The organism is Pannonibacter sp. CBAS1226, from assembly GCF_055685825.1.
In genome coordinates, this window is the sequence record NZ_JBVOUO010000003.1 from 204,751 (window position 1) to 218,844 (window position 14,094).

The window sequence follows — 14,094 nt, forward strand, 5'->3', positions numbered from 1 at the left end:
GAATACTTAGACGTGCAATTGATGCTTCAAAGGCTCAATACGTGTTTACCCAGGCCTTCAGCTCAAGCACCGTACGGGCCGCGACTTGCTTCAGGGTGGACACATCCACAGCGGCCCAGGGATCACCGCTCACGCCGGAAGTGGCCTCGGTGCCGGAGATGCGCGTCAGGCGCACGCCATTGGCATCAAAGACGTCGAAAACGAAAAAGACCGAGCCGCCAGCCGCCGTTCCGGTGGCTGTCAGATATCCTTTGACGCGGTAGGTCGGCTTGGCGTCGATGCGGCGCACCAGCTTCAGCCGCTCGGTGCCCGCCCGGGCGCCGATCTCCTGCGCCAGTTCGTCCGCCGTGTTGCCCGGAGCACCGGTGAAGGGCTCAAACGCAAAGATGGCCTGGCTTGCGGGAACCTTCGGAGCCGGAGTGAGGGCCTGGTTTCCCGGCACGGACGGGGCGACAGTCCTTGGTGTGGGCGCTGTCTGGTTGCAGGCCGCAACGGCGAGAAGAAGGGTCGCGGCGCAAAGCCTCTTGGCCGTGGAGGACATGAGTGTCGTCATCTGTTCCCGAATACCGTTTCTGGTGGCGGCGGCCGCAGTCGCCTGAGCGCCGGAAATCCTGTGTGTGGACAGGTTTAGCTTGCCTTGACCGGAAGGTCGAGAGGCAGTTCCGAAAGAGAAACAGGTCCATCCACGCCAGTCAGATAGGTCCGGCCCAGTGACATGGCCGTTTCCGAACCCGAATCAGCCAGAATCATGTGCATGAAGATGACCATGTTCGGTTCAACGGCTGCATCATTGCCGCTATAGGCCATGGGCCAGTCCATCCAGCTGGGCGTGAAGCGGGCGCCGAGCGAGTAGCCGCAGGCATTGAGCCGGTGCGGCAGCATGTTGCGCGCATCCATGGCGCCGGCATGGGCGTCGAAGATCTCGCCAAAGGTGCAGCCGGTCTGAAGCTTGCTCTCAACGGCCGCCAAGGCCTCGCAGCAGGCTTCGTGCATGACCATGTGGCGGGGCGTTGCGGCGCCAACCGCCACTGTGCGCATCAGGGCGGCGTGATAGTGCCGGTAGGTGCCGGCCAGTTCCAGCGTGATCTGGTCTTGCGGCGATAATGCCCGACGGCCGGATTTGTAGCGGCACAGCAGGGCATCACGGCCCGAACCGATGATGAATTCATTGCCCGGATAGTCGCCGCCGCCCTCGAAGATGGCCGTATGCATCGCTGCCAGAATGCGTCCTTCATCCGCGCCGGGCCGGATTTCGTCGAGGCCGGCCAGATAGGCGGCATCTGCGAGTTTTGCGGCCTGCCGCACATAGACCAGTTCTTCAGCGCTCTTGATCGCCCTGAGGCGCGGGATGATGTGCGAGGCATCCGACAGTTCGGCGAAGCTGCGCAGGGCTTCGTCCAGCTCCCGGCCCAGCTTCGCGGTCAGCCCGTGGGTGTCATATTCGATGCCGAGCCGGGCTCCGAGCAGGTCCATGTCGAAGAGCATGTCCTTCAGCTGACCCACCGGGCTGGCGCCGCCCCGGTCCACCCAGATGCGGATGTCGGAGATGTTGGATGTGTGCTTTGCCTGCCGCTCGTCGGCCGAGCGTGTCAGCAGCACCTTGCGCCCGTCGGCGGTAACGACGAGGCACTGGAAGAAGCAGAAGCCGAAGGTGTCATAGCCCGTCAGCCAGTAGTTGCTGTCCTGTGCGAACAGCAGCATGGCATCCAGCTTTTCGTCTTCCATCCGGATCCTCAGCCGCTCGAACCGGCTCTCGAATTCCGCGTCGGTGAAATGCAGCGCCATCGGGTCAGTCTCCTGTCAGCACGAGTGCGGAAATCTGGCGGCCATAGTCCGGCTCCTTGCGGTGCGTCGTGCGCCGGTAGGAGAAGAAGCGGGCTTCATCGGCATAGGTGCACAGACCAAGGCTTTCGGCCCGGCCCGCGCCTGCCGCCTGCAGACGGGCGATGATGAAGGCCTGCAGATCGAACATGAAGTGGTTTTCGCGCCCCGACGTGCCGAAGAAGCGGCTGCAGCCGGGCGCTTCCGCCTCGAAACGCTCGCGGAACTCCGGGCCGACCTCATAGGCGGCGGCCGAAATGCAGGGACCGAGCACGGCGATGATGTTCTCCCGCCTTGCGCCGAGCTTTTCCATGGCCGTCAGCGTGTTGTCGAGCACGCCGGTCAGCGCGCCGCGCCAGCCTGCATGAGCCGCGCCGATGACGCGGGCCTGAGGATCGGCAAACAGCACGGGGCCGCAGTCGGCGGTGGACACGCCGATGGCAAGGCCGGGGGTGGCGGTGACCAGCGCGTCTGCCGTACGGTTCTCGCCTTCGGTAAAGGGACGGGTGACGGTGATGACATCGGGCGAATGCACCTGATAGGGCGAGACGAGCTGCTCCGGTGCCACGTCCAGCATGGCGGCAACGCGGGCGCGGTTTTCCAGCACATGCGACCGGTCATCATCTGAGCCAAGGCCAATGTTGAGGCTGCTGTAAATGCCGGTGGAAACGCCGCCCTGCCGGGTGAAGAAGCCATGGCGGAGGACGCCGGGCAGGGTCAGAAGGTCAGCGGTAATCATCAAGCCTCTCCGGAATTTGCGCCAGCGTGCGGCGGAAGAGCCTCACTGTCAAACGGGGCGGGAACAAGGCCCGGTTGAGCAACGCACAGCACCTTGAAAAGTTCGCCCATTTCCTGAGGCGCCGCCAGCCGCTCCACCTCGCTGCGGATGCGTTCCTGCGTGGCGGCGTCTTTGCCAGCGCCCAGTTGCCCGGCCCGCTCAAGCAGCCCCATGCGCAGCAGGAATTCGCCTTGTGTCAGCGGTGGGGCTACGGTTGCCCCGCCGCGCCGGGCGGCAGCGGCCAGTACCTCGAAATCCACATGCGCCGTCAGATCGGCAAGGCCGGGTTCGGCCAGCACATCCTGATAGGCGTGGCGGCGCAGCGCCTGCAGCGTGTCGCCGGGGGCAGAGCGCAGGTAGCCGTAATCGATGAACAGGGCTGTCCCGCCATGCGCGGTGATTCTGGCGGCAGCTTCCTGCGCAATGGCGGCGGAGAGCGGCGAGGTTTCGAGGATGGCGCCAAGCGGGGCGTTTGCGGCGGTTTGAGGAATGGCCGCCAGCGGCAGGCGGCCGGGACCAGTGCCGAAGGCAAGGTCTCCGGTCTCACTCAGCCCCACCATCCGCTCGCGCCAGCCCTCCGGCGTTCTCACATATTGATGGATGGGCAGCGCATCGAAAAATTCGTTGGCGATAAGGATCACCGGCCCGTCCGGCACCTCGCGCAGGCTGTCATGCCAGTGCGGCGTAAGCGGCGCATTGGCAAGCGCTTCGGCCTGCCGGGCCTTTAGCCGGGGGCTGATTTCGACGAGATGCAGGCTGGCAGTGCGCAGGAAGGCCGGGCGCAGGCTTGCCATGCGCAACAGATCTGCCATCAGCGTGCCGCGTCCGGGACCGGTTTCCACCAGCCGCACGGTCTGCGGTGCGCCCATCGCCTCCCAGGCGGAGAGGACGAAAGCGCCGATGAGCTCGCCGAACATCTGGCTCACTTCCGGCGCGGTGATGAAGTCGCCTTTTGCACCAAACGGCTCTGCGGCGGTGGTATAATAGCCGTGCTGCGGATCGGCGAGACAGGCGGCCATATAGGCGGCCACCGGCATCGGGCCTTCCGCCGCAATCTGGCGGATGAGCTTTTCCTTCAGCGGCGAGGCGGGCAGGGCGTCTCTCCTCATGCGGCCCTGGCTCTGCGCCAGCTCCAGACCATCAGCGCGATGCCGGCGATGATCATCGGTCCGGACAGCAGCATGCCCATGGTGAAGCCGCCGGGCAGGAAGCCGATCTGGGCGTCGGGCATGCGGAACTCTTCGGCGATGGAGCGGGTGATGCCATATCCGGCGGCAAAGGCACCTGCCAGGAAGCCCGGCTTCTGCAACAGGCCGAAGCGGTGCGACATGAGGCGCAGGACGAGGAACAGCAGCACGCCTTCCAGCGCTGCCTCATAGAGCTGGCTCGGATGGCGCGGGATGTAGCCGCCGGAGGGGAACTCCACCGCCCAGGGTACATCCGTGGGGCGGCCCCACAATTCGTCATTGATGAAGTTGGCGAGCCGCCCGAAGAAAAGCCCGATGGGTGCGGCAATCCCGGCAAGGTCAAACAGCGTCAGCAGGGGGATGCCGCGGGCACGGGCAAACAGCACCATGGCCAGCACGGTTCCGGCAAAGCCGCCGTGGAAGGACATGCCGCCATTCCAGACGGCGAAAATCTCCACCGGATTGGCGAGATAGGTCAGCGGGTCATAGACCAGCACATAGCCCAAGCGCCCGCCCACGATGATGCCGATGGTGCCCCAGGTGACGAAATCGTCAATATCCACAAGGCCGGGCCGGGGAACGGCCTGCCACAGCCTGTCCTTCTGCACCGCAAGGCGCATGTAGCGCCAGGCCAGCAGGATGCCCACAATGTAGGACAGCGCGTACCAGCGCAGCGCGAAGGGGCCAACCTCAAAGATGACCGGGTCAACGGTGGGGAAGGGCAGGGCGAGAACGGGCATGCAGGGTCCAGTGCTGTTGATCCGGGGCGATTTGCCAGCGGCACCAGACCTTGCGCATTCCCCCCGGTGCGTCAAGGCGCTGCATTGCCGCCTTGAACTTGGAGCAAAAGGTCAATACCTGTGTGACACGGCCCGCAGTGCCTCGCCGGATTGGTCCGGAGAGCAAGCGCAAGGGTGGGCCGTCACCATCTTCAGGAGTGTGTCATGACCCAGGGCCCGAACAGGATTTTCGACGATTTCGCCAAGCTCATGACTGACGCCGCCGGTGTGGCGCAGGGAGCCCGCCGTGAGGTGGAGACCGCTTTCCGTGCCCAGGCCGAACGGTTCCTGGCCGATATGGATCTGGTGAAGCGCGAGGATTTCGACGTCGCCCGCGACATGGCGGTGCGTGCGCTGGACCAGATCGAGGCTCTGGAAGCCCGGATCGCGGCGCTGGAAGCAAAGCTGGCTGAAGCCGAGGCAAAGCCTGCCCGTAAGGCCAAGACCGAGGGCTGATCAAGCCCGAATGGCTGCAATGCAGCGGCGGCGGGAGGTGTTTCCGCCGTCACAATGCCGTGAAGCGGCCTGCGCCGGTGCGTGGAAACAATCGTCCACAGGATTTGATCAAAACCTCAGGGCGGTTTCCTGCTGCATTTGCGAAGGAAGTTTATATACTGATTCCAAACAGGGATTCGCACGCGCCCCGAAATGGGTCCTGTTTTGACCCTGCCGCCTTTGGCGGTTCGGCGCGGCCTCTGTTCAGGGGAAGACGCTGGATTTGCGGAAATCCGCCCCTTATCCGGCTCCCGTAAACGGGGAGGATCGCCATGAGCCTCATCGAAATCGACTTTGAACGCCCCGACAATCCCGTCGATCTGATCGAACACGTGGCTGCGCTCAATGAGTGGGCTTTCGAGCGTTCGGATGATGACGAGATCACCATTTCCATCGGCGGATACTGGTGCGACTATCACGTCTCCTTCTCCTGGATGGAGGAGCTGGAGGCCCTGCACCTGGCCTGTGCCTTCGATCTGAAGGTCACCGAGCCGCGCAAGACCGAGGTGATGCGCCTCCTCTCGCTCGTCAACGAGCAGATGTGGATGGGTCACTTCGATCTGTGGAGCAAGGAAAACGTCATCATGTTCCGCCAATCCCTGCTGCTGGCAGGCGGTGCGGAAGCTTCCGGTGCGCAGATCGAAGGGCTGCTGGCCAATGCGCTGGAAGCCTGCGAGCGCTATTATCAGTCCTTCCAGTTTGTTGTCTGGGCTGGCAAGACAGCTCAGGAGGCGCTGGAGTGCGCCCTGTTCGAGACCGCAGGAGAAGCATGAGTTTTTCAGCTGAGCGCCCGTTCGCCGTTGTCGGCGCGGGCAAGATGGGCGGCGCAATGATCGCCGGATGGATGGCCCGCGGCGTCGATGCCGCCAGCCTTCTGGTCGTTGATCCCGCGCCGTCCGCCGCTCTCGTGGCCCAGCTGGACAGCCACGGCATTGCCCATGCGCCGAAGGTGCCGGAAGGCGTCAAGGCGGGTATGGTGCTGCTGGCTGTCAAGCCGCAGATCATGGGCGATGTGCTGCCGGGGCTGAAGCCTGCGGTGGCTGACGATACGCTGGTGCTGTCGGTTGCCGCCGGCACGCCGGTGCGCACCTTCGAAGCGGCATTCGGCGATATCGCCGTCATTCGCGCCATGCCCAACACGCCCGCCATGGTGGGGCGTGGCATCACCGCGCTTTACCCCAACGCCCGCGTCACGGCAGCACAGCGCGAGACCGCCGGGCAGCTTCTGTCGGCGATCGGTGCCGTCGAGTGGCTGACCTCGGAAGAGCAGATCGATCTTGTCACCGCCGTTTCCGGCTCGGGCCCTGCCTATGTGTTCCTGCTGGCCGAGTGCCTGGCGGAAGCCGGGCGGCGCGCCGGTCTTCCGGCGGATCTCGCCGCCCGCCTTGCCGAAGCAACGGTGAGCGGGGCAGGGGAACTGATGCACCAGTCTGACGACACGCCCGCAATCCTGCGGCAGAACGTCACTTCGCCCAATGGCACGACGGCGGCGGCTCTTTCCGTGCTGATGGCGGAAAACGGCCTGCAGCCTCTGATGGATGCAGCTGTCGAAGCTGCTGCCCGCCGCGCCCGGGAACTCGCCGGTTCCTGACGGGGCTGCCGCATTGCTTGCCTTTGCCTCTTCCATGCGGACAGGATGTGCCTACCTATAAGGGGAACACATCCTGCCAAGGCATCCAAGAAGGAGGCGGACATGGCACCGGAAGCAGAAGGCACCGCAGGCAAGACCGGGAAGAGCGGCCGCAAGGCCGCGCCACGTCCCGATGACCGGACGATGGCCGTCGAGGCTTTTCTCGGACTGCTCGCCACCCGTTCTTACGCGGACATTTCCCTGACTGATATCGCCGAAGCCGCCGGGCTGAAGCCCTCGGCTCTCCGGCAGGCTGTTTCCGGCAAGAGCGAGCTTCTAGCTGCTTTTGCCGGGCAGGTGGATGCCGCCGTGCTGGATGGCCGCGATGACAGCATGTTTGACCAGCCGCCGCGTGACCGGCTGTTCGACGTGCTGATGACACGCCTGGATGCGCTGGCGCCCCACAAATCTGCGCTGGCCCAGCTGCGCAAGGATGCCATGCGTGATCCGGCGCTGGCCATGTGCCTGAACGGTATCGCCGTGCGCTCGCAGGGCTGGATGCTGGCGGCTGCCGGTGTTTCCATTCCCGGCATCAAGGGCCGTCTGGTGCAGCAGGGGCTGGCGGTTTCCTTCGCCCGTGTGCTCGAAACCTTCCTTGAGGAGGAAGACGAAAGCCTGCCGCGCACCATGGCCGCCCTCGACAGGGAACTGGACCGGGGCGAGGACTGGCTGCGGCGGCTGGGAGCAGTGGAGCGGGTGACACGGCCTGTGGCCTGCGGCCTGATCAAACTCGCCGGCAAGGCGATGTCCCGCCGCAAGTCCCGGCGCAGCGAAGCTGCCCCAAGCGCTGTATCTGAGGCTGGCGGAGAGGCTGCGGCTCAGCCGGTCTAGCCGTTATCTGCCTGTCTGCAAGGGCTTGCGCGGTTGCGCCGGGCGCGGCACTGTGAAGATCCTTTCGCATGGATTTTCCGGAGACCTGCCATGACCCCGAGCGCTCCCGCGCAGCCGATCAGTTTTGACGATTTCCTGAAGGTGGATATCCGCGTCGGGCAGATCATCGAGGCTGCGCCCTTTCCCGAGGCGCGCAAGCCGGCGATCAAGCTGGTGATCGACTTTGGCCCGGATATCGGCATCAAGAAAAGCTCCGCCCAGATCACCAGACACTACACCCCGGAAGGCCTCGTCGGCCGCCGGGTCTTGGCGGTCGTCAACTTTCCCCCGCGCCAGATTGGCCCGATGCGCTCCGAAGTCCTGACGCTCGGCGTGCCGGATGCCGACGGCGACGTCGTCCTCATCGCCCCCGATCAGGACACTCCGCTGGGCGGGCGCTTGTTCTGAGCTTTACCCCGGAATGCGGAAGCGGGCCCTGAGGCCGCCGAGGGAGCTTTCTTCCAACTGGATATCGCCGCCGTGGCTGCGGGCTATGTCGCGGGCGATGGCAAGGCCAAGGCCGCTGCCGGAGGCATCCTGATTGCGGGCTTCGTCCAGCCGGTAGAAGGGGCGGAAGACGTTCTCCCGCTCCTCCTCCGGAATGCCGGGGCCATCGTCGTCGATGATCACGGTCAGCCAGCCGTCCATATGGCGGCCCTGGATATCGACATGGCTGGCATGCCTTGCGGCATTCATGACCAGATTCATGAGGCTGCGTTTCACCGCATTGCGCCGCAACTCCACCTCCGGCTCGCCGGTGAAACTTGAGGAGACGCTCGCACCGGAAATCTCGGCGGCTTCCTCCAGTTCCTCCAGCATCAGGGTGATGTCCGCCGTCTCCACCGCCTCGCCATTGTCGCCGCGCGTGAAGGCGAGATAATCCTCCAGCATGTTGCTCATCTCGTCCACGTCACGCTTGAGGCCTTCGGTCTCCGGTGTTTCGGGGATGAGGGCGAGCTGCAGGCGGAAGCGGGTGAGGATCGTGCGCAGGTCATGGCTGACGCCTGCCAGCATGGTGGTGCGCTGGTCGATCTGCCGCTCGATGCGCCGGCGCATTTCGATGAAGGCCTGTGCGGCCCTGCGCACCTCGCGTGCGCCGCTGGGGCGGAAATCATCCACCGGACGGCCCTTGCCGAAGCCTTCCGCCGCATTGGCCAGCCGCTCGATGGGCCGGATCTGATTGCGCAGGAACAGCATGGCAATGGAGATCAGCACCAGCGAGCTGCCGACCATCCAGACCAGAAAGATATGCGAGTTGGAGGCATAGGTCTGGCTGTGGCGGGCCACCACGCGCAGCACCTTGTCCTTGAGCTGAATGCGGATTTCGACGAAGCGGGACCGGCCGATGGTGTCCACCCAGAAGGGCTTGCCGATGCGCTGGGAAATCTCGCGGCTGAGATTTTCTGCGACCAGATCGAAGAAGGCCCTGGGCCGCGGAGAGGGCAAGGGCTCGGGTGGCAGGATGGAGACGGACATGTCCAGCGTCCGGCTGCCCATTTCCTCGATCAGCCGGTAATCCGCATCCTGAGGGTAGTTCTCCAGCGTATAGACCAGCGCCGCGATCTCACGCACCACCGCCTGTGACAGGCGGAAGGTGACCTGCTGATAGTGCTGTTCCATGATCACGAAAGCGAGCACGGATTGCAGCAGCACCATGGGTGTGACGATGATGAGCAGGGCGCGGGTGAAAAGCCCCTTGGGCATATGACGGTAGATCCGCCCGGCCACCCGGCCGTAGATGAAGGCGAAGGGGACCAGCAGCGGATGCAGCAGCTTGCCCGCCAGTTTCGCAGCCGGGGCCAGAAATGCGCCAAAGCCTGCGAAAAGGCTGCGGAGGCGGGCGCGCGCTTCAGTCACAGGCCAGCCTGTAGCCGATGCCGCGCACCGTCTGCAGATAGACCGGGTTGGCCGGATCATCCTCGATCTTGCGGCGCAGCCGGTTGATCTGCACATCCACCGTGCGCTCGCCAAGGCCGCTGTCATCACCGACGATCTTGTGGCGCGGCACGGTGGCGCCGGGCTGTTCGGCGAAAATGGTCAGGATCTGGCGCTCGCGGTCGGTCAGGCGGATCTGGCTGTCGCCCCGGCGCAGCTCGCCCCGCTCCGTCACGAAGACGAAGGGGCCGAAGCGGATTTCCGGCTGGCGGTCTATCCGGCGGGTGGCGCCGCGCCGCAGGATGGCGGCGATGCGTAGCATCAGCTCACGCGGGTCGAAGGGCTTGGGCAGATAGTCATCCACCCCGGCCTCAAGCCCGGCGATACGGTCTTCCGCCTCGGCGCGGGCCGTCAGCATCAGGATGGGCACAGGGCTGTCCGCCCGCAGCGATGCAGCAAGATCCAGCCCGTTCTCGCCCGGCATCATGATGTCGAGGATCAGGAGATCAAAGGCGAGGCCTGACAGGCAGCGCCGGGCCTCGGCGGCATTGGCGGCTGTTGTCACCCGGTAGCCGTTTTCCTGCAGCACCCGGCCCAGCAGATCGCGGATGCGGCTGTCGTCGTCAACCAGCAGGATGTGGATGGCGTTGTCGTCCGGCACCCGTGTCATTGCGTCAAGCCTCCGTATCGGCCAGCTCGGGCGCTGGGCCGCTGCTGCCGCTTTGGGGAATGTTGGAGAGCATGCGGGCCACCTCGGGCCGCCGCTCCGGATCAATCATCTGGAACAGGAACTGGCGCACGATGGCGGCATCCTGTCCGGGCAGGGCATCCACCGCTGCGTTGATGCGCACCGCCTGCAGGGCATCCAGCTTGCGTGACAGCTTGTGGCCCTTGTCCGTGGTGTGCAGCAGCCGTTGGCGTCGGTCCGTTTCGCCGGGGCGCTGGTCGATGAAGCCTTCATCGACCAGCTGCTTCAGCACCCGGCCAAGGCTCTGCTTGGTGATGCGCAGGATGGCGAGCAGATCCGACACGCGGATGCCCGGATTTCTGTCGACAAAGTGCAGCACCCGGTGGTGGGCACGGCCAAATTCGAGCCCGGAGAGCAGCTGATCGGGGTCTGCGGTGAAATCCCGGTAGGCGAAGAACAGCAGTTCGATCAGGTCATAAGGCGTGGACCCGGTGGTCCCGCTGCCTGAAACGGGGGTGCTGTCTTGGGCCATCTGGGGCGCTGCAGGTGCTGTCTTGAAATTTATGTCAGCCATATTGACTTATTTCTGATCGATTGTTACCTGTAGCGGCACCTTGACGAAATGTTCGGTCGCATGCGCCCCCGTGCCGGGTGTTTGTCCGGATCGTGCATAGCCCTCATTCCCTTAAGAGAATCCGGGCTGGCAGTCTCCTCAAATGAGGATACTGTTTGTTACGGGTGCATGCAAAACCCCAGTATCAGGCCAAAGGCTGTTCTGGGTGTGCATCCAGAAAAATGGATACAAGAAGCAGATTGCGCCGGGCGACAAGGCGCGGGAGACAAGAACAATGGCTGGTATTCCCTTTGATCAACGCGATGGTGAAATCTGGTTCGACGGGAAGTTCATTCCCTGGGCCGATGCCAAGGTGCATGTGCTGACGCATGGCCTGCACTATGCCAGCGCGGTATTCGAAGGGGAGCGGGCCTATAACGGCCGGATCTTCAAGAGCGCCGAGCACACCGAGCGCCTGCATGCCTCGGCTGAGGTGCTTGGCTTCGAGATTCCCTATTCTTCCGAGGTCATCAATGCCGCCAAGGAAGAGCTGCTGACGCGGATGAACCTGGTTGATGCCTATCTGCGCCCGATTGCCTGGCGCGGCAGCGAGATGATGGGCGTGTCGGCCCAGCACAACACCATTCACCTGGCCATCGCCGCCTGGGAATGGCCGAGCTACTTCAAGCCGGAAGAGCGGCTGAAAGGCATCCGCCTCGACATGGCAAAGTACCGCCGCCCGGACCCGGCTACGGCGCCGTTCAAGTCCAAGGCGGCCGGCCTTTACATGATCTGCACCCTGTCCAAGCATGAAGCCGAGCGCAAGGGCTATGCCGATGCGCTGATGCTCGACTGGCGCGGTCAGGTGGCCGAAGCGACCGGTGCCAATGTCTTCTTCGTCAAGGACGGCAAGATCCACACGCCGAAGCCGGACTGCTTCCTCAATGGCATCACCCGCCGCACGGTGATCGACCTTGCCAAGGCGCGCGGTTTCGAGGTGATCGAGCGGGTGATCATGCCGGAGGAACTGGACGGCTTCGAGCAGTGCTTCCTCACCGGCACCGCCGCTGAAGTGACGCCGGTCTCGGAGATCGGGCCGCACAGCTTCACCGTCGGCGAGATCACCAAGACGCTGATGCTGGACTATGACGCACTGGTGCGCGCAGACCCGGCAGGGCTCAAGGCGGCGGAGTGACGCGTCAACCTGTTTGGTAAGTGAAAAGGGCGGCTGCATCTGGTGCAGCCGCCCTTTTTGATTCTGCCGCCTGTGCTTACCACCTCAGTGCGGTTTTGCGCCTGACGGATGCTGGGCGTGGAAGAGTTTGCCCTTCTCGGCCAAGAGCACCCAGCCGATCGCAATAAGGCCATAGACGGCGCAGGCCAGGGACATCGGCAGCAGGGTTCCATCGAAATTCTGGCCGATGATGAAGCCGAGGATGGCGCCGCCCAGCGTGGTGGTGAAGCCGATGGCGGAGGAGGCGGTTCCGGCGATATCGCCCAGCGGCTCCATGGACATGGCGTTGAAATTAGCGCCCATGAAGCCGAAGCTGGCCATGTTGATGGCCATGCACACGGTGAAGATGGCAAGGTTCTCGACACCGGCCAGCGCCAGGGCGACCTGCAGCAGGCCCATGGCGGTGAAGACCAGCACCGCGCCATGCGACAGGCGCCGCATGCCGATGATGGTGACCAGCCGCGAGTTCAGGAAGGAGGCAATGGCCATGGTGACGGCGACAGCGGCAAACACGAGCGGGAACCAGACGCCGAGATCGAAAATATCGACATAGATCTGCTGCGCCATGGAGATGAAGGCAAACAGACCGCCGAAGATGAAGGTCGTCGCCATGGTGTAGCCGACGCTGATGCGGGTCGTCGCCACCTTGAGATAGGCCAGGGAGATGGAGCCGGGCGAGAAGGACTGACGGGCGTCCTCAGGCAGCGTTTCCGGCAGGCGGAAAGCGGTCCAGACCAGCATGAGAACGCCTGCGCCCATGAGGGTGCTGAAGATCCAGTGCCACTCGGCCACCAGAAGAATCAGCTGGCCGATGGAGGGCGCGACGATGGGCACGGCCATGAAGATCATCATCACCAGCGACATGACCTGCCCCATGCGGCGGCCGGAATAGCAGTCGCGGACAATGGAGACCGCGATGACGCGGGTTCCGGCACAGCCGATGCCCTGCAGCACGCGGGCAATCAGCAACTGGTCGAGATTGGTGCTGAACAGGGCGAAGACACTGGCTGCGGCATAGAGTGCCAAGCCACCGACGAGAATGGTCTTGCGGCCGAAGGAGTCCGACAGCGGGCCAAAGATGAGCTGCGCGCCGCCGAAGCCGATCAGATAGAAGATCAAGATCTGCTGTCGGTCATTCTCGTTGGCAATGCCGAGCGCGTTGCCGATGTCGGGCAGGGCGGGCAGCATGATGTCCATCGCCAGCGCATTCAGCGCCATCAGCGCGGCAACCATGGTGACGAATTCGGCGAAGGACAGCCCAGGATGGGGCGTCTGGCTCGCGCCAGTGTTCCGGGCAAGATCGGACATAAACAAACCTTAGGTATGGTGCACAGCGGCCTGAAACGCGGCCCGCAGCCTGCGTTCCGGCGTGCAAAATATCAGTGTTGCCTATCAGTGGTCCAAATTGACCGGTCGGTCAACCCTGGGACTCCGGGAAATTTCACGCTTTTGGCTGAACGCCGTTCCAGCGGTCCAGCGCTGTTTCATCCTCGGCCTTGGCCGCAACCCAGCCGCCTGTTCCACCTTCGCGCAGGATTTCCTTCTTCCAGAACGGGGCTCTGGATTTGAGGAAATCCATCAGGAAATCAGCGGCTTCAAACGCGGCCCGGCGGTGGCGCGAGGCGGCGGTGACGAGCACGATCTGCTCGCCCGGCAGAATGCGGCCATGGCGGTGAATGACGGTGAGGCCGGTCAGCGGCCAGCGCTCCAGCGCCTCGCGGGCGATGCGCTCCAGCTCCTTCTCCGCCATGCCGGGGAAGTGCTCCAGCACCAGCGCTTCCAGCCGCCCGTCCTCGTCACGGCACAGGCCCGTGAAGCTGACGATGGCGCCCACATCGGCGCGGCCTTCGGACAGCTGCCGGGATTCGGCCGCCGCATCGAAGGGGCCGGGCTGGACGATGACGCGCAGGACCGGGCTCATCATCAGCCCCCGGTCATGGGCGGGAAAAAGGCAATCTCGCGCGCGCCCGCAATCGGAGCGTCATGTTCGGCATGGGTCTGGTCGATGGCGGCGCGGATCAGTTCCGGCTCGGCAAAGGCATGGCCATGGGCATCGTCGATGGTCTGCAGCCAGTTGATCAGGCCGCCCACGGTGGTCACGCTGTCCGGCAGGGTGATCTCTTCCTGCTCCACGCCGGTCCGCTCGCGCACCCAGGCAAAGTAACGGATGATCATGCGCCTCTC

17 protein-coding genes are annotated in these 14,094 nt (G+C 64.2%); 6 read left to right on the top strand and 11 right to left on the bottom strand.

Annotated elements, in window-relative coordinates; all coding sequences use genetic code 11:
- Positions 1-34: 34 nt before the first annotated feature.
- From AC0CMF_RS11150 to lgt, 5 genes are all read right to left on the bottom strand, one after another.
- The gene (locus AC0CMF_RS11150; RefSeq protein ID WP_472481662.1) at positions 35-553 is read right to left on the bottom strand and encodes a hypothetical protein; all 519 of its coding nucleotides are present in this window, start codon (positions 551-553) and stop codon (positions 35-37) included.
- A 74-nt stretch (positions 554-627) separates the two neighbouring features.
- A complete protein-coding gene (locus AC0CMF_RS11155) occupies positions 628-1,785 on the bottom strand; it encodes a M24 family metallopeptidase (protein WP_050474997.1) in 1,158 nt (385 codons plus the stop codon).
- A 4-nt stretch (positions 1,786-1,789) separates the two neighbouring features.
- Entirely contained in the window at positions 1,790-2,563 is a 774-nt protein-coding gene (pgeF, locus tag AC0CMF_RS11160; protein ID WP_374629901.1) for a peptidoglycan editing factor PgeF, read from the bottom strand.
- Positions 2,560-3,708, bottom strand: coding sequence for a class I SAM-dependent methyltransferase (locus AC0CMF_RS11165; RefSeq protein ID WP_374629902.1), 1,149 nt, complete (start codon positions 3,706-3,708; stop codon positions 2,560-2,562). The genes pgeF and AC0CMF_RS11165 overlap by 4 nt, the downstream gene beginning before the upstream one ends.
- Positions 3,705-4,526 carry a prolipoprotein diacylglyceryl transferase gene (lgt, locus tag AC0CMF_RS11170; protein ID WP_374629903.1) on the bottom strand — a complete coding sequence of 274 codons (822 nt, stop codon included), beginning with the start codon at positions 4,524-4,526 and terminating at the stop codon, positions 3,705-3,707. Before lgt ends, AC0CMF_RS11165 begins: the two co-directional genes overlap by 4 nt.
- A gap of 204 nt (positions 4,527-4,730) precedes the next feature.
- Here lgt and AC0CMF_RS11175 point away from each other — a divergent pair, with 204 nt between their 5' ends.
- The 5 genes from AC0CMF_RS11175 (at position 4,731) to AC0CMF_RS11195 (ending at position 7,968) form a co-directional block, all read left to right on the top strand.
- Complete coding sequence (locus AC0CMF_RS11175; protein WP_094463808.1) at positions 4,731-5,021, top strand: accessory factor UbiK family protein; 291 nt, start codon at positions 4,731-4,733, stop codon at positions 5,019-5,021.
- A 311-nt stretch (positions 5,022-5,332) separates the two neighbouring features.
- Positions 5,333-5,833, top strand: coding sequence for a type III secretion system chaperone family protein (locus tag AC0CMF_RS11180; protein ID WP_019963954.1), 501 nt, complete (start codon positions 5,333-5,335; stop codon positions 5,831-5,833).
- The gene (gene proC / locus AC0CMF_RS11185; protein ID WP_374629904.1) at positions 5,830-6,651 is read left to right on the top strand and encodes a pyrroline-5-carboxylate reductase; all 822 of its coding nucleotides are present in this window, start codon (positions 5,830-5,832) and stop codon (positions 6,649-6,651) included. The genes AC0CMF_RS11180 and proC overlap by 4 nt, the downstream gene beginning before the upstream one ends.
- 102 nt (positions 6,652-6,753) lie before the next feature.
- Complete coding sequence (locus tag AC0CMF_RS11190; RefSeq protein ID WP_374629905.1) at positions 6,754-7,521, top strand: TetR/AcrR family transcriptional regulator; 768 nt, start codon at positions 6,754-6,756, stop codon at positions 7,519-7,521.
- Between the two features lie 90 nt (positions 7,522-7,611).
- Positions 7,612-7,968 carry a tRNA-binding protein gene (locus AC0CMF_RS11195; RefSeq protein WP_374629906.1) on the top strand — a complete coding sequence of 119 codons (357 nt, stop codon included), beginning with the start codon at positions 7,612-7,614 and terminating at the stop codon, positions 7,966-7,968.
- Positions 7,969-7,971: 3 nt separating this feature from the next.
- Here the strand turns inward: AC0CMF_RS11195 and AC0CMF_RS11200 are convergent, their stop codons facing one another.
- The 3 genes from AC0CMF_RS11200 to AC0CMF_RS11210 form a co-directional block, all read right to left on the bottom strand.
- Positions 7,972-9,264, bottom strand: coding sequence for an ATP-binding protein (locus AC0CMF_RS11200; RefSeq protein ID WP_374629937.1), 1,293 nt, complete (start codon positions 9,262-9,264; stop codon positions 7,972-7,974).
- Positions 9,265-9,409: 145 nt separating this feature from the next.
- Complete coding sequence (locus AC0CMF_RS11205) at positions 9,410-10,105, bottom strand: response regulator (protein WP_019963959.1); 696 nt, start codon at positions 10,103-10,105, stop codon at positions 9,410-9,412.
- Positions 10,106-10,109: 4 nt separating this feature from the next.
- Positions 10,110-10,655: a MarR family winged helix-turn-helix transcriptional regulator gene (locus AC0CMF_RS11210; RefSeq protein WP_058899235.1), complete on the bottom strand. Its 546-nt coding sequence runs from the start codon at positions 10,653-10,655 to the stop codon at positions 10,110-10,112.
- 316 nt (positions 10,656-10,971) lie between these two features.
- On the opposite strand from AC0CMF_RS11210, the gene AC0CMF_RS11215 reads away from it, so the two are divergent.
- Entirely contained in the window at positions 10,972-11,871 is a 900-nt protein-coding gene (locus AC0CMF_RS11215) for a branched-chain amino acid aminotransferase (RefSeq protein ID WP_123194792.1), read from the top strand.
- An 84-nt stretch (positions 11,872-11,955) separates the two neighbouring features.
- Here the strand turns inward: AC0CMF_RS11215 and AC0CMF_RS11220 are convergent, their stop codons facing one another.
- From AC0CMF_RS11220 to moaD, 3 genes are all read right to left on the bottom strand, one after another.
- Complete coding sequence (locus AC0CMF_RS11220; protein WP_123194791.1) at positions 11,956-13,218, bottom strand: multidrug effflux MFS transporter; 1,263 nt, start codon at positions 13,216-13,218, stop codon at positions 11,956-11,958.
- A gap of 133 nt (positions 13,219-13,351) precedes the next feature.
- Positions 13,352-13,831, bottom strand: coding sequence for a molybdenum cofactor biosynthesis protein MoaE (locus AC0CMF_RS11225; protein WP_374629938.1), 480 nt, complete (start codon positions 13,829-13,831; stop codon positions 13,352-13,354).
- 2 nt (positions 13,832-13,833) lie between these two features.
- Positions 13,834-14,085: a molybdopterin converting factor subunit 1 gene (gene moaD / locus AC0CMF_RS11230; RefSeq protein ID WP_019963964.1), complete on the bottom strand. Its 252-nt coding sequence runs from the start codon at positions 14,083-14,085 to the stop codon at positions 13,834-13,836.
- Positions 14,086-14,094 lie beyond the last annotated feature (9 nt).